This is a genomic window from Hyphomicrobiales bacterium (assembly GCA_030688605.1).
Classification (GTDB): domain Bacteria; phylum Pseudomonadota; class Alphaproteobacteria; order Rhizobiales; family NORP267; genus JAUYJB01.
Window position 1 is genome coordinate 19,878 of sequence record JAUYJB010000016.1, and the last position, 17,203, is coordinate 37,080.

The 17,203-nt window shown below is 64.9% G+C and carries 18 protein-coding genes and 1 tRNA gene; 9 read left to right on the plus strand and 10 right to left on the minus strand.

All coding sequences use genetic code 11. The annotated features are described in order from the left end of the window. Window positions 1-56: 56 nt before the first annotated feature. The 3 genes from Q8P46_02325 to Q8P46_02335 all read right to left on the minus strand — a co-directional run bounded on the left by Q8P46_02325 (window position 57) and on the right by Q8P46_02335 (window position 1,602). A tRNA-Ser gene (locus Q8P46_02325) sits at window positions 57-149 on the minus strand. A 134-nt stretch (window positions 150-283) separates the two neighbouring features. Continuing rightward, window positions 284-538, minus strand: a complete 255-nt coding sequence (locus Q8P46_02330) for a hypothetical protein (protein ID MDP2619005.1) — start codon at window positions 536-538, stop codon at window positions 284-286. Between the two features lie 314 nt (window positions 539-852). Then, window positions 853-1,602, minus strand: a complete 750-nt coding sequence (locus Q8P46_02335) for a glutathione S-transferase N-terminal domain-containing protein (GenBank protein ID MDP2619006.1) — start codon at window positions 1,600-1,602, stop codon at window positions 853-855. 88 nt (window positions 1,603-1,690) lie between these two features. Between Q8P46_02335 and Q8P46_02340 the strand changes: the two genes are divergently transcribed. Further along, window positions 1,691-3,358 (plus strand): hypothetical protein, encoded by a 1,668-nt coding sequence (locus tag Q8P46_02340; protein ID MDP2619007.1) that lies wholly within the window; start codon window positions 1,691-1,693, stop codon window positions 3,356-3,358. Between the two features lie 115 nt (window positions 3,359-3,473). Here Q8P46_02340 and gatB read toward each other — a convergent pair whose 3' ends face one another. Further along, the gene (gene gatB / locus Q8P46_02345) at window positions 3,474-4,970 is read right to left on the minus strand and encodes an Asp-tRNA(Asn)/Glu-tRNA(Gln) amidotransferase subunit GatB (protein MDP2619008.1); all 1,497 of its coding nucleotides are present in this window, start codon (window positions 4,968-4,970) and stop codon (window positions 3,474-3,476) included. A gap of 212 nt (window positions 4,971-5,182) precedes the next feature. On the opposite strand from gatB, the gene Q8P46_02350 reads away from it, so the two are divergent. Then, window positions 5,183-5,713 (plus strand): YbhB/YbcL family Raf kinase inhibitor-like protein, encoded by a 531-nt coding sequence (locus Q8P46_02350; GenBank protein ID MDP2619009.1) that lies wholly within the window; start codon window positions 5,183-5,185, stop codon window positions 5,711-5,713. A gap of 68 nt (window positions 5,714-5,781) precedes the next feature. Here the strand turns inward: Q8P46_02350 and Q8P46_02355 are convergent, their stop codons facing one another. The 4 genes from Q8P46_02355 to Q8P46_02370 are packed head-to-tail and all read right to left on the minus strand — an operon-like array spanning window position 5,782 to window position 8,655. Then, window positions 5,782-6,171: a RidA family protein gene (locus tag Q8P46_02355; GenBank protein MDP2619010.1), complete on the minus strand. Its 390-nt coding sequence runs from the start codon at window positions 6,169-6,171 to the stop codon at window positions 5,782-5,784. Window positions 6,172-6,177: 6 nt separating this feature from the next. Beyond that, the gene (gene gatA, locus Q8P46_02360) at window positions 6,178-7,653 is read right to left on the minus strand and encodes an Asp-tRNA(Asn)/Glu-tRNA(Gln) amidotransferase subunit GatA (protein ID MDP2619011.1); all 1,476 of its coding nucleotides are present in this window, start codon (window positions 7,651-7,653) and stop codon (window positions 6,178-6,180) included. Between the two features lie 2 nt (window positions 7,654-7,655). After that, window positions 7,656-7,943, minus strand: coding sequence for an Asp-tRNA(Asn)/Glu-tRNA(Gln) amidotransferase subunit GatC (gene gatC / locus Q8P46_02365; protein MDP2619012.1), 288 nt, complete (start codon window positions 7,941-7,943; stop codon window positions 7,656-7,658). Between the two features lie 13 nt (window positions 7,944-7,956). Further along, window positions 7,957-8,655, minus strand: a complete 699-nt coding sequence (locus Q8P46_02370) for a metal-dependent hydrolase (protein MDP2619013.1) — start codon at window positions 8,653-8,655, stop codon at window positions 7,957-7,959. A gap of 216 nt (window positions 8,656-8,871) precedes the next feature. Here Q8P46_02370 and Q8P46_02375 point away from each other — a divergent pair, with 216 nt between their 5' ends. From Q8P46_02375 to Q8P46_02385, 3 genes are read left to right on the plus strand one after another with little or no spacing between them, the layout of a single operon-like run. After that, window positions 8,872-9,195 carry a hypothetical protein gene (locus tag Q8P46_02375; GenBank protein MDP2619014.1) on the plus strand — a complete coding sequence of 108 codons (324 nt, stop codon included), beginning with the start codon at window positions 8,872-8,874 and terminating at the stop codon, window positions 9,193-9,195. A gap of 55 nt (window positions 9,196-9,250) precedes the next feature. After that, window positions 9,251-9,739: a Holliday junction resolvase RuvX gene (gene ruvX, locus Q8P46_02380; protein MDP2619015.1), complete on the plus strand. Its 489-nt coding sequence runs from the start codon at window positions 9,251-9,253 to the stop codon at window positions 9,737-9,739. A 6-nt stretch (window positions 9,740-9,745) separates the two neighbouring features. Further along, the gene (locus Q8P46_02385; protein ID MDP2619016.1) at window positions 9,746-10,675 is read left to right on the plus strand and encodes an AEC family transporter; all 930 of its coding nucleotides are present in this window, start codon (window positions 9,746-9,748) and stop codon (window positions 10,673-10,675) included. Between the two features lie 12 nt (window positions 10,676-10,687). Here the strand turns inward: Q8P46_02385 and Q8P46_02390 are convergent, their stop codons facing one another. Then, window positions 10,688-12,043, minus strand: coding sequence for a lipopolysaccharide biosynthesis protein (locus Q8P46_02390; protein MDP2619017.1), 1,356 nt, complete (start codon window positions 12,041-12,043; stop codon window positions 10,688-10,690). A gap of 97 nt (window positions 12,044-12,140) precedes the next feature. Further along, on the minus strand, window positions 12,141-13,019 hold the full coding sequence (locus Q8P46_02395; protein MDP2619018.1) for a helix-turn-helix domain-containing protein: 879 nt from the start codon (window positions 13,017-13,019) through the stop codon (window positions 12,141-12,143). Window positions 13,020-13,202: 183 nt separating this feature from the next. Here Q8P46_02395 and Q8P46_02400 point away from each other — a divergent pair, with 183 nt between their 5' ends. The 4 genes from Q8P46_02400 to Q8P46_02415 all read left to right on the plus strand — a co-directional run bounded on the left by Q8P46_02400 (window position 13,203) and on the right by Q8P46_02415 (window position 17,189). Beyond that, window positions 13,203-14,138: a branched-chain amino acid ABC transporter permease LivH gene (locus tag Q8P46_02400; GenBank protein MDP2619019.1), complete on the plus strand. Its 936-nt coding sequence runs from the start codon at window positions 13,203-13,205 to the stop codon at window positions 14,136-14,138. Window positions 14,139-14,140: 2 nt separating this feature from the next. Beyond that, window positions 14,141-15,487: a high-affinity branched-chain amino acid ABC transporter permease LivM gene (gene livM, locus Q8P46_02405; protein ID MDP2619020.1), complete on the plus strand. Its 1,347-nt coding sequence runs from the start codon at window positions 14,141-14,143 to the stop codon at window positions 15,485-15,487. A gap of 179 nt (window positions 15,488-15,666) precedes the next feature. Next, entirely contained in the window at window positions 15,667-16,464 is a 798-nt protein-coding gene (locus Q8P46_02410) for an ABC transporter ATP-binding protein (protein MDP2619021.1), read from the plus strand. Next, entirely contained in the window at window positions 16,461-17,189 is a 729-nt protein-coding gene (locus Q8P46_02415; protein MDP2619022.1) for an ABC transporter ATP-binding protein, read from the plus strand. The genes Q8P46_02410 and Q8P46_02415 overlap by 4 nt, the downstream gene beginning before the upstream one ends. Window positions 17,190-17,203 lie beyond the last annotated feature (14 nt).

A 17,203-nucleotide genomic window follows, 5' to 3' on the forward strand; every position in this document is an offset into this window, starting at 1 on the left:
AGTATTTGGGTTGCCTAAAATAGATGAAAAACCTTATATATCAATAACTTAATGTCTGGCGGAGACGGAGGGATTCGAACCCTCGATACGGCTGTTAACCGTATAACGGTTTAGCAAACCGCCGCCTTCAGCCACTCGGCCACGTCTCCTGCGGGCGAGTTAATCAAAAAACCCGGACGGCGCAAGGCCCCGGGCGCGGCGACGCCGCGTGCACCGACGCGACGTCTCGCGCCTTCTCTCGGTTTTCCAACGCTGCAGCAACCGCAGAGACGCTATTGGCCGGTCAACGGGTGCAAAGCCATTCGCGCGCGGCCCGCTGAGCTTCCGCGATTTCGGTCTCGCTCATCTCGCGGGCGACCTCTTGGCGATAGCGCAGCGCCTCGCGGTTGCCCTTCAGAGCAGCGAGATTGAACCATTTATGCGCGCTGATCAGGTCGGCCGCCCCGTCGCGGCCGGTCGCATTGGCCATGCCGAGTTGCAGGAAAGCCTCACCGGACAACGCGGGGCGCGCCTCGAGGCTTGCCGCATCGTAGGCCATCGGATCAAATAGGGCCATCTGCTTGCCCCCCTCTATTCAACGCCTCGGCCCCGGTAGGTACTTGCCTCTGACTGTTTCCAGGGCCATCCCTTTCGCTCGCTCTGACAATGCAGATCGAGCGTGTAAAGTGTTGCCGACGCCGGTTGAATCGGGAGTTAAATAAAAGGCTTAATTTTAGCTCACTAAGTGCGTAATGAGACATAAAGTTCACGTCTCATTAGTCACGGAAAAAGCGAGATTGCCTGGAATTTTAAGAAAAGACGGTAGAGATCGGGAATCTTTATGGAAAGAGTTTGATAACCAGCCCGCAAACTTCATCTGGCCCGCTGCTGGAACAGCAGCTTGAGCGCAGCCTCGTCCTTGAGCACGTCCTCGACCCGACGCCGGCGCTCCTTGCCCAGCGCGATCCCGCGTTGCACCGCCGGCCGGGCCATCATCGTTTCGAACCACCGCTTGACGTTGGGAAACTCGTCCAGGTCCTGGCCCTGCCGGCGATAAGGCTTGATCCAGCCGATGCATGCCATGTCGGCGATGGAATAGCGGCCGGCCAGGAACGCGCGGTCTTCAAGCCTCTCGTTCATGACCCCATAGAGGCGCTTGGCGTGGTTGGTGAACCGGGTCACCGCATATGGGTCGGGCTCGCGCACATAGAGGCGGAAATGATGCGCTTCCCCGCACATCGGGCCAAGATTGCCGACCTGCCAGAACAGCCACTGGTCGACCTCGACCCGCTCGCGCGGCCGCCTGGGGTAGAACCGGCCGGTCTTATTGCCGAGATATTGCAGGATGGCGCCGGATTCGAACACCGAGAGCGGCTTGCCGCCGGGTCCGTCGGGGTCGACGATGGCCGGCATCCGGTTGTTGGGTGCGATCTCCAGGAATGCCGGCTCGAACTGCTCGCCGCCGGTGATGTCGACATAGTGGACCGTGTAGGCAAGCTTGCATTCCTCCAGCATGATGGCGATCTTCCAGCCGTTCGGCGTCGGCCAGTAGTAGAGCTCGATCGGCTTGTCCTTTTTCGCCTGTCTGTGCCTTGCGAACGTCCGCCCCTGCCCCGAGATCATGTGACACTCCTGTTTCTATTGGTTATTTTGGTGCAGACCTTTGCATTGTTCCGATCCGTAGATCAATGTCCATAGTGGAGCCCGGCAAATGTGGGTATACGGGCCGACAAAGTCTCGCCGTTGGGTCGCCGCGGCCACACTGGCCACGGGGCTGCTTTCCGCGCTTTTCCTTTTCTCGCCCGACACCGTCGGGGCGCAGACGCCGCTGACCCGGCTCGCAGAGCCCGGGCCGTGGCCCGGCATCTCACGCATCATCGCCTTCGACGGCGGAATTTGGTTCGTCAATTCGGAACCTCTTACGCGTTTCAACGCCGCCGACATCTACCGCTACGATCCCGAGACGCGCACCACGCGCTATGAGCGTGGCCTGTTCAGCCAGCATGCCGGAACGCCCGTGGTCTATGGCGGTTGGCTTTATTGGCCGTTCGAGGACCCGCGCTCCAACGCGGCGCTGGGCGAATATGCGCTCACCGACGGCCATGCCTGGCAGTGGCAGACCATGGCCGACGTGATCACGCTCAACGTCCATGCCATGGGCACGTGCGGCGACGCGCTTGTCGCCGGCACCGGCGGATGGGAGGGCGCGCTGCAGTTCTCCCGCGACGGCGCCGAGGACTGGCGCGTGGTCTTTCGCCTGCCCGACAACAAGGACGGGCTCGGCCATATCACCGCGCTCGGCAATCTGGGCCAGCGCTGTTTTTTCGGCGTCACCGCCTGGGACACGACCGGCCCCAAGCTGTTCGAATGGAACGCCGAGGGCGCTGCCCCGGTTCCCGGCTGGCCGGACGGCGAGCGGGTCAGTGCAATTACCGTATTTAAAGGCGCCCTCTACGCCCTCAACGACGCGCCCGGCGGGCGCAGCCTATGGCGCTATGACGGCGACACTGTCGAGCGGATACCGTTTCCCGTAGATAGCCTGCCGCGCGACCTCGCCGCCACCGAGAGCCACTTGCTGGCCATTTCCAGCGATGCCGCTGGCGGCGCCCTGTGGCGCAGCGAGGACGGCGCGAGCTGGTCCCAAACGCAGCTCTTCGACGGCGAGCGCCCCATCGACCTGGAAGCCGTTTCAACCGATGCCTATGTCGGCACCTATCGCGACGACGGCCGCGGCGCCCTTTGGGGCCCGGCGGCGCCAACCGTCGCCGCGCCGGGACCGGGACGTGTCGCGCTTGCCCCGCCGCCGGAGACCCAGTTGGAAGAGGAAGCGGCGCAGACCACCCTGCGTCCGCTCGAAACGGTGCTGGGTTCCAAGTCCGACTACATGACGTTCCGGGCCGCGCTTCTCGGCATCGCCGTGCCGGTGGCCCGCACCCAAGCGCCGATCGCCGGCGTCCTGCTCGCCAAGCGCGCCCGCAAGCCGCCGCTGGCGGACGACTACATGATCAGCTTCGACGACCACCCCTACTCGAGTGGGGCTCTGGGCCGCTGGCTGCTCCTCTACGCTGCCGCGATCAACGGCCACGGCTGGGTGGAACCGGTTTGGCTGAGCGCCCCGTGGAATGCGGAGCCGCGCCCTTCGGAAAAATATTTAGACATCCAGTTGATGGCAATTTGGACGGCGGGACGGCTCGGCCAGAGTTCGGCGGGGACGATGGACGCTCTGATCGGCAGGTTCGACCAGGCGGGCGACCCGGATTGGCTCAAGGGCGACGTGGTCGCCGCGTTGACCGCGATCACGGACAAGCATTTCGGCCACGATCTGGATGCCTGGAAGGCCTGGTGGCAAGGCGCGCGACCAAGCTGGCCGCAGGAATAGGCGGCGCCGAACCTCCGTCAGACCGCAGAAAAAGTGCGCAGGAGGCTGACGCATGGGTCCCCCCAGCGGGGAGAAGTGCTTGTGGCGGGGCTCATCGCCGAATTCCCACTGCCGCCTAATCGAGGCCGAGCTTGGTCTTCAGAATCTCGTTGACGGCTTTCGGGTTGGCCTTCCCTCCCGTCTTCTTCATCACCTGACCGACGAACCAGCCGGCAAGGCTCGGCTTGGCCTTGGCCTGTTCGACCTTGTCCGGGTTGGCGGCGAGGACCTCGTCGATTACCTTTTCGATGGCACCCGTGTCGGTGACCTGCGTCAGCCCGCGCTCGCTCACGATTGCCCCGGTATCGCCGACGCCCGTCCAAACACTCTCCGTCCATAGGATATTGAACAAGTCCTTGGCGATTTTGCCGGAAATAGTGCCTTTGGCGATTAGGTCGAGAATCTCGCCGAGGGCAGCGGCTGGTATCGGGCTGTCGGCAATGTCCTTGCCCTCCTTGTTGAGTCGGCCGGCAAGCTCGTTGACGACCCAGTTCGCCGCCGTTTTCGCGTCGCGGCCCTTGGCGACATCCTCGAAATAGTCGGCCGCGGCCTTTTCGGCGGTCAGAACGCCGGCATCGTAGGCCGACAGGCCGTATTCGGCGATCAAGCGGGCCTTCCTCTCGTCCGGCAGTTCCGGCAGGCCGGCCTTGAGCGCATCGACATAGGCCTGGTCGAACTCCAGTGGCAGCAGGTCGGGGTCGGGGAAATAGCGGTAGTCGTGCGCCTCCTCCTTGCTGCGCATCGAGCGCGTCCGGCCGGTCTTGGGATCGAACAGGCGGGTCTCCTGGGCGATGCTGCCGCCGTCCTCGATGATGTCGACCTGGCGGCGCGCCTCATAGTCGATCGCCTGGCCGAGAAAGCGGATCGAGTTGATGTTCTTGATCTCGCAGCGGGTGCCCAACGGCTCTCCCGGCCGGCGCACCGAAACGTTGGCGTCGGCGCGCAGCGAGCCCTCCTCCATATTGCCGTCGCAGGTACCGAGATAGCGCATGATGGCGCGCAGCTTGGCGACATAGGCGCGCGCCTCCTCGGACGAGCGCATGTCGGGCTTCGACACGATTTCCATCAGCGCGACGCCGGCGCGATTGAGGTCGACATAGGAGTGGGTCGGATGCAGGTCGTGGATCGACTTGCCGGCGTCCTGCTCGATATGCAGCCGTTCGATACCGACATGCACAGCCTCGCCGTCGGGCATGTCGAGCACCACCTCGCCCTCGCCGACCAGCGGTTGCTCGTATTGCGAGATCTGATAGCCCGGCGGCAGGTCCGGGTAATAGTAGTTCTTGCGCGCGAAGACCGACTTGAGATTGATCCTCGCCTTGAGGCCGAGGCCGGTGCGGATCGCCTGCTTGACGCATTCCTCGTTGATCACCGGCAGCATGCCGGGCATCGCCGCGTCGACCGGCGAGACATGGGCATTGGGCGCGCCGCCGAATTCGGCCGAGGCGCCGGAGAACAGCTTCGCCTTCGAGGTGACCTGGGCATGCACTTCAAGCCCGATCACCATCTCCCATTCGCCCGTCGCGCCCTTGATGCGCTTGTCGGCGGGGGCCGCGCGAACCACCTCGTTCATGTTCTCTCTCGCCTCGCGTTATTTGCCCTGGGCTTGCCCGGTTTGACGAAAATCGTCAAGCCTGCGCTTCGACCAGATCACATGCCCGGATTATATGCCAATTGAGGCGCTGAGCGGGGCTTGCGTCGCGCCCTCTTCCGCGCAACCATCGGGCGCGAACGAACGCCCTATCGGGCCTTCGCAGGGAGGGGAAGCCAATGAGACATTTCATCGTGAGGAGTTTTTCCGCCATTCTGTTCCTCGGCGCGTCGATCGGCGGCGCGGCGGCGCTGGAGCTGACCAGCTCCGACTTTTCCGACGGCGACTATCTCGTCAACAAGCACGTATTCAACGGCTTCGGCTGCTCCGGCGAGAACAAGTCGCCGGCGCTCTCCTGGAGCGGCGCGCCGGACGGCACCAAGAGCTTCGCGCTCACCGTCTACGACCCCGACGCGCCGACCGGCAGCGGCTGGTGGCACTGGGTGGTGGTGAATCTGCCGGCCGACATTGCCTCGCTGCCGCAGGGCGCCGACGAAGCGGCGCTGCACGGCGCAACGCAGGTCAAGACCGATTTCGGCGCGCCCGGCTATGGCGGACCGTGCCCGCCGGCCGGCGACCACCCGCACCGTTACATCTTCACCGTGCATGCTCTCGACACGGATAAGATCGAGCTTCCGGAGGGCGCAACGGCCGCTCTTGCCGGGTTCAACATCCGCGCCCACACGATCGACAGCGACACCTTGATGGGGCTCTATCGGCGGTAGGGCGGCTGCCCCCTCCGGCGGGGCCGCTCGCCCTGCCGGAGTGGTGCCGCGTGGCGCCTGGTGCCCCCTCAGCCTTCGATGACCGCGTCGGCCTCGATCTCGACCAGCCAGTCGGGGTCGATGAAGCGCGTCACCTGGACCATGGTGCTGGCGGGGCGGAAGTCGCCGAAAATCTCGCCATGCACCTGGCCGACCGCCTCCCAGTCCTCGATACGGATCAGGAAAGACCGCGTGCGGATGACGTCGTTCAGGCTGGCGCCCGCCTGCTCCAACGCGACAAGGATGATTTCGAAGCAGCGCCGCGCCTGCTGAACCGGATCGCCCACCCCCACCGTCTGGCCGTCCGGACCGATCGGCGCCGTGCCGCCGACGGCGATCATGTTGCCGATCCTCACCGCGCGGGAAAAGCCGATGATGGGCTCGTAGCGGCTTCCCGAGGAGACGTTTTGGCGCGTCATCGACATCTACCACCAGCGCTCCGGCGCGGGCGCCGGGCCTGCGGCCTCCTCCAGCGCGCCCGCCACCTTGAGCACCGTCGCCTCGTCGAACGGCTTGCCGATCACCTGCAGGCCGAGCGGCAGGCCCTTCTCGTCGAAGCCGGCCGGCACCGAGATGCCCGGCAGGCCGGCCATGTTGACGGTCACCGTGAACACGTCGTTGAGATACATTTGGATGGGGTCGGCGCTCATCGCGCCGAGCGGAAAGGCGGCGTTGGGGGTTGCCGGCGTCAGCAGCGCGTCGACCTTTTCGAAGGCCTGCTCGAAGTCGCGCTTGATCAGTGTGCGCACCTTTTGCGCCTTCAGGTAATAGGCGTCGTAATAGCCGGCCGACAGCACATAGGTGCCGATCATGACGCGCCGCTTGACCTCGTCGCCGAAGCCCGCGGCCCGGCTGTTCTCGTACATGGCGATGATGTCGTCGCCGGGGACCCGCAGGCCGTAGCGCACTCCGTCATAACGGGCGAGGTTCGAGGAGGCCTCCGCGGGCGCGACGATGTAATAGGCGGGCAGCGCGTATCTGGTATGCGGCAACGAGACCTCGATGATGTCGGCGCCCGCCGCCTTCAGCCATTCCACGCCCTCAGACCACAGCCTGTCGATCTCCACCGGCATGCCGTCAATCCGGTACTCCTTGGGAATGCCGATGGTCATGCCCTTCAGATCGCCGCCGAGCGCCGCCTCATAGTCCGGCACCGGCTGATCGGCCGAGGTGGTGTCCTTTTCGTCGTGGCTCGCCATGACAGAGAGCATGATCGCCGCATCGCGCACCGAGCGGGTGATCGGGCCAGCCTGGTCGAGCGAGGAGGCGAACGCCACGATGCCCCAGCGCGAGCAGCGCCCATAGGTGGGCTTCAAGCCCACGGTGCCGGTCAGCGCCGCCGGCTGACGGATTGATCCGCCGGTGTCGGTCGCCGTCGCCCCTGCGCAAAGCCGCGCCGCGACCGCCGCCGCCGAGCCGCCCGACGAGCCGCCCGGCACCAGCCTTTCGTTGCTGCCTTTGGCCTGCCAGGGATTGACCACCGGCCCGTAATAGGAGGTCTCGGTCGACGAGCCCATGGCGAACTCGTCCATGTTGAGCTTGCCGAGCATGACGGCGCCGGCGGCCCACAGATTGGCGGTGACGGTCGATTCATAGGTCGGCCTGAAGCCGTCGAGCACGTGGCTGCAGGCTTGGCTGTGCACACCTTTGGTGCAGAACAGATCCTTGATCCCGAGCGGGATGCCGTCGAGCGCCCGCGCCTCTCCCTTGGCGATGCGGGCGTCGGCGGCCAAGGCCATGCCGCGCGCATGGTCGTCGGTCACCGCGATATAGGCATTGAGCGCTCTATTGGCCGCGGGAATGGCGCACAGATAGGCGTCGGTCAGCTCGATTGCGGAGAAGTCGCGCGCCTTGAGGCCGGCGCGGGCCTCGGCGATGGTCAACCCGGTCAGCTTGTCCATGGCTACTCCACAACCTTCGGAACGACGAAGAAATGATCCTCCGTCGCCGGCGCGTTGGCGACGATGTCGTCGGCGCAGTTGCCGTCGGTGACCACGTCCGCGCGCTTTTTCATTTCCATCGGGATGACGCTGACCATCGGCGCGACGCCGTCGGTGTCGACCTGGTTCAGCTCCTCGACCCAGGCGAGGAGCGCCGACAACTCGTCCTTGAGCCGCTCAACCTCCTCCTCGCTCACCGCGATGCGGGCAAGCCGCGCGATGCGTCGGACCGTCGCGGAATCGACAGACATGTTGCCGCCTTTCCTACACGTCGAACGGCTCGCCGACCTTCGGCACCACCACGTTCTGCCCCTTCATTTCGGCGATGAACTTGTCGGCCGTCTGGTCGATGATCGGGAACGTGCCGTAATGGCACGGCAGCACGGTCTTGAACTTGAAATAGCGCTTGCAGGCCATCGCCGCGAGCCTTGCGCCCATCGTGAAGCGGTCGCCGATGGGCACGATGCCGATGACCGGCTGGTAGATCTCGTTGATCAGCTCCATGCCGGAGAAGATGTCGGTGTCGCCCATATGGTAGAGGGTCTTGCGCGGCTCCTTCTTCGGCTGCAAGACGATGCCCGCCGGATTGCCGAGATAGACCGGCTTGCCGTCGACGATGGTCGAGGAGGAATGCCAGGCCGGCACGTAGGCGACGGTAAAATCGCCGAGGTCGAGACTGCCGCCGTGATTGCACGGGTTGATGTTCTCGACGCCTTTTCCATTGAGAAACATGCAGATCTCGAAATTTGCGGTCAGAAGCGCGCCGGTCGCCTTGCAGATGTCGACCGTGTCGCCGGTATGGTCGTCATGGCCGTGGGTGAGAATGACGTGGGTCGCGCCCTTGGCGGCCGCCGCGGCATCGCCGCCGAAGCTCGGATTGCCGCTCAGGAAGGGATCGATCATGATCACCGCCGATCCCGTCTCGACGCGAAAGGCGGAATGTCCGAACCAGGTAACCTTCATCGCCTTATGCCTCCCCTGAAATGACGCTGAGGTTGATTTGCGGGCGAGTATAGCCCCCTTGCCGCAGCGCACAACCACGGCCGGAATTTAGCGATTCTAATGTATTGCGTATGGCCGATCGATTAGCCAAACTCTCCATGCAGCAGCTCGCCAAACTTCGTTGGCGATCGCCGCGCAGGTGGACCGAGCCTGTCGGCCGCGGTTTGGGAGGGGAACATGACGTTTCGATTTGCGGCTTTCTTCTTGCTTGTCTCGGCTGTCCTGATCGCATCGCCAGCCGCGCTCCGCGGCATGGCGACCGACGGCCCGGCGGCAATCGCGGTCTCGCGGCTGCTGCCGCCAAACGACATAACAAATCCCCCCTCGATAGAGGCGGGAAATCCAATCGTGTTGGCCGCGACGGAGGCCGATATCAACGCGTGCAAGCAGGCGTGTGCTGACAAGTTTCGGTGCAAGAAAGACCAGACAGTGGGCGCTGACCCGGCAAAAAAAGCTTGCTTGAAAGAAGCCAAGGCCTGCAAGGTTGCCTGCAGCAACTGAATGTGACTGACAGCCAGGCTGGCTCGCCGACACGGCCCATGCTAAGCGCGGGCACATGGCCGCCGCGCTTGCCCCTTCGCTTGAGGATATCGCCGCTTCGCTGAAGCCCGGCGCGCGGCTGATCGGCATCGACCTCGGCACCAAGACCATCGGCCTGGCGCTGTCCGACGTCGAGCGCACCATCGCCTCGCCGCTCGTCACCCTGCAACGGACCAAGTTCCGGAACGACGCGAACCGGCTGCTGGCTTTGTGCACAGAGCACGGTGTCGGCGGCCTGGTCATCGGCCTGCCGGTCAACATGGACGGCACCGAGGGCCCGCGGGCCCAATCGACCCGCGCCTTTGCCCGCAACCTCGCCGAGAAAATCGACCTGCCGATCGCCTTGTGGGACGAGCGGCTGTCGACGGCGGCCGTCACGCGGACGCTTCTGGAGGCCGACGCCAGCCGCGCCCGGCGCGCCCGCCTTGTCGACAAGCTCGCCGCCGCCTACATCCTCCAAGGCGCGCTCGACCGGCTGCGCCGGCTGCAGGCCGGCACGGGCTGATCGGCCATGATCGAGATCTTCGAAAGCCTGTTGCCGGTGTTCCTGGTCATCGCGCTGGGCGCCGGGTTGAGGCAGTCCGGCTTCGTCCCCGCCGACATGTGGGACGGCTTGGAGCGCATCGCCTACTGGGTGCTGTTCCCGGCGCTGCTGATCGAAACCCTGGTCAATGCGGACCTGAACGCGGCTCCCGTCACCAGCGTGGCGATCGCCCTGTTCCTGTCGGCGGCAACGATGTGCCTGATCGCCTGGCTCGCCATGCCGCTGTTTCGCCGCGGCCTGGGCCTGAGCGCGACCAGCTACACCTCGGTGTTCCAGGCCTCGACGCGCTGGAACGCCTTCATCGCGCTTGCCGTCGTCGCTCGGCTGTTCGGCGAGGAGGGGCTGACGCTCGTCGCCGTCGCCATGGCCGTCATGATGCCGTTCCTCAACGTCGTCAATGTCACGGTCGTCGCGACCTACGCTACCGAGGAGCGGATGCCGCCGCGCGCCCTGCTCTGGGCGGTGGCCAGGAACCCGTTCGTCTGGTCCTGCCTGATCGGTATCGCCATCAATCTTGCCGGCGTGCCCATCTACGGTCCTATTCTGACCGCCGCCGACATGCTGGGCCGGGCGGCGCTCGCCGGCGGCCTGCTCCTGGTCGGCGGCGGGCTCATCCTGCGCGACGCTCTCAAGCCGTCGCCGGCGGTGCTGGCGAGTGCGGCGCTCAAGCTCATCGTCATGCCGCTGATCGTCGCCGTCTATGCGCTTGCCTTCGGCTTGAGCGGGACGGCGCTTTCGACCGCGCTTGTCTGCGCCGCGGTTCCCACCGCCATGAGCGGCTATGTGCTGGCCCGCCAGATGGGCGGCGACGCGCCGCTGCTGGCGGCAATCGCCACCGTGCAGACGGTCGCGGCCGCCGTCACCATGCCGCTGGTGCTGGCGTTGGCGGGCAGCTAAACCGACTCCCGGTCAGCCCGCCGGCAGCGCGGCCGGGGCCTCGCGGATCGTGCGGCGGGCAACCGCGTAAAGCGTCAGGGATTCATAGCCGAAGGCGGCCGACGTCGCCGCCGCGGCGCCGATCAGGCCAAAGCGCGGGATCAGGTAGAGATTGAGCGCCGCGTTGAGGCAGACCGTCACGGCCATGACGATGGCCGTCATATTGTGCTTGCCTGTCACCACCAGAAGGCCCTGAGCCGGCCCTGCGGCGGCGCGCGCCAGAAGACCGAGGACAAGCACGAACATGACCGGGTAGCCGACTGTGAATTCCGGGCCGAACAGCCACAGGATCGGCCGGCCGAGGGCAAGCAGCGCCACGCCGCCGGCGAGCGACGGCACGAACGTCCATTTGCGCGCGGCCGCAAAGAGTGCTTCGACCGCCGCGCCCTCGCCGCGGGCGTGGGCGGCCGAAAAGCGCGGCATCCAGGCGGCGGTGACGGCGAAATGGACGAAGCCGACCAGCGAGATCGTCCGCGCGGCGGCGTAGTAGGTGGCGATCTCGCCCGGCGCGACAAAGATGTCGAGCAGCAGGATGTCGAGATTGATCATCAACAGCGCGAAGCCCTCGAGGAGCAGGGCCGGCATCGACACCTTCAGCCACTGGTCGAGCCGGTAGCCACGCGCGCCCCGCGGCAGCACTGCGTCAAGACGGCGCTCCTGCAGCGCATATTGGCCCGCTACGGCGACCCAGTTTGCGGCAATGCCGGCGATGACCGCCGTCTCGGCGCTGCGCGACCAGCCGAGCGAGATTGCCAGGGCAAGGAAAGCCAGCAGCAACAGCGGCCGCGCAATATAGGGCGGCGCCAATCCGAGATCGATCCAGGAATGCGCGCGACCCACCCCGTCCTGGAAATCCATCAACGCATAGGCCGGCAGGCAGACGAGAGCGAGCGCCATCGGCACCCGGTAATAGTCGGCAACCGCCTCATCCAGCAGATACAGGACCGCCAGGCCCGCAAGCGTGCAGACGAGGCCGGCACCGAAGCTGACCCGCCTTCCGGCATGCAGGAAGCCGCGGGCAAGGTCATCGGCCGCCGTCGCCCGGTATTCGGGCAGGAAGCGCACCGCGGAGATGGCAAAACCGAGCGTGCACAGGGTGCCGAGGATGTTCAACCACACCCAGACATAAGTGAAGATGCCGAAATCGTAGCCGCCGATCCAGCGCGCCAACAGCACCTGCGAGACGAAGGCGATCGCCGCGGAGGCAACGCGGATGGAAAAGGCCATCAGCGCGCCGCGACGCGACCGCGCCTCCTCGCCGCCGTCGAAGAGAAGCGCTCTCAGCGCGGATTTGAGCGGCTGCGGCAGAAGGTCCAGCACCTGTCCCATGGGCACGAGCCTAGCCGACGGCGCTTAAAATTCCGCTCGTGCCGGCAGCGATTGAGGGTGTGGTTAACCGGCTCTTGCGGCCCGTCCTGCCGAGGTCTCAGCGCAGCCCGTTGCGGAATTGTTGCGGCGTCTGGCCGGCATATTTGCGGAAGAAGCGGGAGAAATAGCTGGGATCGGAGAAATTGAGCGAATAGGCGATCTCGCTCACCGACAGGCTAGTGAAGATGAGCTGCCGCTTGGCCTCGACCAGCAGCCGCTGGCGCACCAGATGTCCGGCCGTAACCCCGGTCACCTTCTTGCAGTGGTCGTTGAGCCGGTCCGGCGTCATCGCCAGCCAGTCGGCATAGGCGCTCAGGTTTCGCGTGGTGCGGAAATTGTCCTCCACCAGCTCTCGCAGCCGCGCCACCGTGTCGTCGAGCGCGCCGGGCTTGGCTCCCTGCCAGCCTCTTGCTGCAAAACCGAGCCGCGCGATCTCGACGATGAGCAGCGCCAGATAGCAGCGCATGGCGATTTGGGCGCCGCTGCGGCCGAGCTTGAGTTCGTCGAGGATATCGCGGGCAAGTTCCGAAATCCGTGCGATCCGCTTGCGCTTCTCGAGCGGGATGACGATGGCGCGCTCGGCCTCCGCCAGCCGCTGGCTTAGCCCTCCCTGATGATCGGTTATGTCGCGGATGACATCTTCGGTGAACGAGATCACCATCCCCTCGGGGTGTGGCTCGAAACAAAAGCTGTGCACCACATTCGGAGCGAGGACGATCAGCGTTTCGCTGGCGAAGCTGATTGTCTTTGTTTCGACGGTGAAGGCGCCTCCGCCAGTCGAGACATACATGATCTGATGCAGATAGCGGTGCGAATGCGGCGCGATTACCCAATCGTGGGCGGCCGAACGCGCGGGGATCGGCTCGGCATGAATAAAGTCGAATACCTGGTCATCCGTCGCCTCGCCATAGAGGTGAAACTGCGGAATGGTCTGCATGACATCCATAGGCGCTGAGAATATGCCGACACGGCTCACGGGTAAACTGCGCGCCGCGAGGCCCGCAAACGGGCGTAATTGCCCGCACTCGCAAAGATTGCTAAGAGAGCCGGTGCGGCTTCGCTACGGGGTGTCGCACGCCCGCGTGCAGGGCTGCGTGTCGGCAGGGGGGATCGCTTCCAGATGGAATATTTCGTGCAGCAGCTCATCAATGGAGTCACATTGGGCTCCATCTACGGCTTGATCGCCATCGGCTACACGATGGTCTACGGGATCATCGGCATGATCAATTTCGCCCACGGCGATATCTTCATGGTCGGCGCGTTTATCGCGCTGATTGCCATCATCGCGCTCGGTTTCGTCGCCGGCAGCAGCTTCCTGGTGATCATCCTGGCGCTGTTTCTGGTGCTCTTGGTCGCCATGGCGCTGACCTCGATCTATGGCTGGACGGTCGAGCGCCTCGCCTACAGACCGCTGAGGACCTCGTTCCGCCTGGCGCCGCTGATCACCGCCATCGGCATGTCGATTGTGTTGCAGAACTATGTACAGGTCAGCCAGGGGGCGCGCGTCAAGCCGCTGCAGCCGATCATCACCGGCGGCTACGAAGTCATGCGCGTGTCCATCGAAGCCGGAGAGTTCGTGGTTCAGCTCTCCAACATCCAGATCATCATCGTGGCGACCACAATCCTCCTGATGACCGCATTCTCGCTGCTCATCGCCAGAACCCCGCTCGGTCGCGCCCAGCGCGCCTGCGAGCAGGACCGCCGCATGGCTGCTCTGCTCGGCGTCGACGTCGACCGGACCATCTCCCTGACCTTCGTCACGGGCGCGGCGCTGGCGGCGGTCGCCGGCCTCATGTTTGTCCTCTATTATGGGGTGATCGACTTCTATATCGGCTTCGTCGCCGGCATCAAGGCGTTCACCGCCGCCGTTCTCGGTGGCATCGGCTCGCTGCCGGGCGCCATGCTGGGCGGCATGGTGATCGGTCTGATCGAGACCTTCTGGTCGGCTTATTTCACCATTGAATACAAGGACGTGGCCGCCTTCTCGATCCTCGCCATAACGCTCATCTTCCTGCCCTCGGGGCTGCTCGGCCGGCCCGAGGTGGAAAAGGTGTAACGATGAGCGTCGAGGCGGTTCGGGGGGCTCCGGCGGCGGCCAGCAGCGAGCGCTATGCCGCGGCTCTGAAGGACGCCTTCATCGCTGCGCTGATTACGTTGGCGCTGGCCGCGCCGATCATCGGGCTGAAAACGACGACCAGCGTCGGCGGCCTCGAGCTGACGCCGCGTGCGATGCCGGTGGCGATCGCCGTCCTGGTGGTGTTTTGCGGCCGGCTGGCGCTGAATCTGATTTTCTGGCAGCGCCATCCCTCGGTCACGCCGATCGGCGTGAAATGGTATCTGCGCCCCGGCGGACGCCCGCTCGCCGATCATTTCGACCAGTGGAAGATCCATCTCGGCGTGGCGGCGATGGCCTTTGCCATCGTCATGCCGTTCATGCCGTTCGTCACGCGTTACTGGATGGACCAGTCGATCGTGATCCTGACCTATGTCATGCTCGGCTGGGGGCTGAACATCGTCGTCGGGCTGGCCGGGCTCTTGGACCTCGGCTATGTCGCCTTCTATGCCATCGGCGCCTATTCCTTCGCGCTGCTGGCCACGAATTTCGATCTAGGCTTCTGGATCTGCCTGCCGCTCGCGGGCATTCTGGCGGCCTGCTGGGGGCTCATTCTGGGCTTTCCGGTGCTGCGGCTGCGCGGCGACTATCTGGCCATCGTCACCCTCGCCTTCGGCGAGATCATCCGCATCATCCTGCTCAACTGGTATACCTTCACAAACGGGCCCGACGGCATCTCGCAGATTCCCCGGCCGACCCTGTTCGGGCTCGAATTCACCCGCGAGGAGGGTGGTTTCGCCGATTTCTTCGGGCTCGAATATTCATCGGTCCACCGCATCGTCTATCTCTACTACATCATCCTGCTGCTGGCGCTGATCACCAACTTCGTCACCCTGCGCCTGCGTCGCCTGCCGGTGGGGCGCGCCTGGGAAGCGCTGCGCGAGGACGAGATCGCCTGCCGCTCGCTCGGCATCAACACCACCAATACCAAGCTTACCGCCTTTGCCTGCGGCGCCATGTTCGGCGGCTTTGCCGGTTCCTTCTTTGCCACTCGCCAGGGCTTTGTCAGCCCGGAATCCTTTACCGCTATCGAGTCCTTCATCATCCTCGCGGTCGTCGTCCTCGGCGGGCTCGGCAGTCAGCTCGGCATCGTCATCGCCGTCATCTTCCTCAACTCCGCCTTCGAGCTTTTGCGCGAGCTGCAGGAATACCGGATGCTGATTGTCGGCATGGCGATGGTGCTGATCATGATCTGGCGGCCGCGCGGGCTGATCTCGCGGCGCATTCCCTCGATCTTCCTGGCCAAGCGACGAGCAATTTCCGGCGAACCCGTTTCGGAGGGCAGCGGATGAGTCCCGGCGGCAAGGGCAAGGAGCCGGCGCGCGGCAAGGGGGCCAAGGCAAAGCGCACGCCCAAGGCCGCGGCCGCGATCAAGGTCGAGGCGAAGCCCGCCCCGCAGCCCTCCGATGCGCCCGCGGCGGCCGCCCGGTCCTGGAACGACGACCCGATCCTCGAGGTCGAGCACGTGACCATGCGCTTCGGCGGCCTGGTCGCCGTCGACGACCTGTCGTTCGTCGCCGGACGCGGCGACATCACCGCGGTCATCGGACCAAACGGTGCTGGAAAGACAACGGTGTTCAACTGCCTCACCGGCTTCTACAAGCCCACCGAGGGCATGATCACCATGCGCCACGAGAATGGCGACAGCTTCCTGTTGGAGCGTCTCGACGATTTCCGCATCACCTGGCGGGCCAAGGTTGCGCGCACCTTCCAGAACATCCGCCTGTTCCCCGGCATGACCGTGCTCGAGAATCTGTTGGTGGCGCAGCACAACAGGCTCATGCTGGCCTCCGGTTTCACCGTCGGCGGCATTTTCGGCTTGGCGGGCTACCGCCTGGCGGAGGCGGACGCGGTGGAGAAGGCCCGCTACTGGCTCGACAAGGTGATGCTGATCGAGCGCGCCGACGATCCCGCCGCCGACCTGCCCTATGGCGCGCAGCGGCGGCTCGAGATCGCCCGGGCCATGTGCACCGACCCGCACCTTCTGTGCCTCGACGAGCCGGCCGCCGGCCTCAACCCGCGCGAGACCGAGACGCTGAACCAGTTGCTCGAATATATCGGCGAGACCCACGGTACCTCGATCCTCCTGATCGAGCACGATATGAGCGTGGTCATGGGGATTTCCGACCACATCGTCGTGCTCGACTACGGCGTCAAGATCTCCGACGGCACGCCCTACTTCGTGCGCAACGACCCGCGCGTCATCGCCGCCTATCTCGGTGTCGAGGACGACGAGGTCGAGATCGCCGAGAACGAGGCGTTGGGATGAGCGCCGCGCCGTTGCTGTCGGTCCAGGGCGTGGAGACCTATTACGGCAACATCCAGGCCCTCAGGGGCGTCGACTTGGAGGTCTATCCGGGCGAGATCGTCACCCTGATCGGCGCCAATGGCGCCGGCAAGTCGACGCTGATGATGACCATCTGCGGCACGCCGCAGGCGCGCAGCGGCCGCATCATCTTCGACGGCCACGACATTACCGGCACCCCGACCCACCAGATCATGCGCATGGCGATCGCCCAGGCGCCCGAGGGCCGGCGCATCTTTCCGCGCATGACGGTGGTGGAAAATCTGCAGATGGGCGCCGCCGTCGACCATATGGCGCATTTCGAAGAGGACCTGAAACGGATCTTCGAGCTGTTTCCGCTGCTCGCCGAGCGCAGCTCGGCCCGCGGCGGGACGCTTTCCGGCGGCGAGCAGCAGATGCTGGCCATCGCCCGCGCCCTGATGAGCCGGCCGCGGCTATTGCTGCTCGACGAGCCGTCGCTGGGCCTGGCGCCGATGATCGTGCGGCAGATCTTCCGCGTCATTCGCAACCTCAATGAGGAGGAGAAGCTCACCGTTTTCCTGGTCGAGCAGAATGCGTTTCACGCGCTCAGGCTCGCCCATCGCGGCTATGTCATGGTCAATGGCCGCATCACCATGACCGGGACGGGCCGCGAGCTGTTGGCTAAGGAGGAGGTACGCGCCGCCTATCTGGAAGGCGGGCGCCACTAAGCATTTTTCAGGAA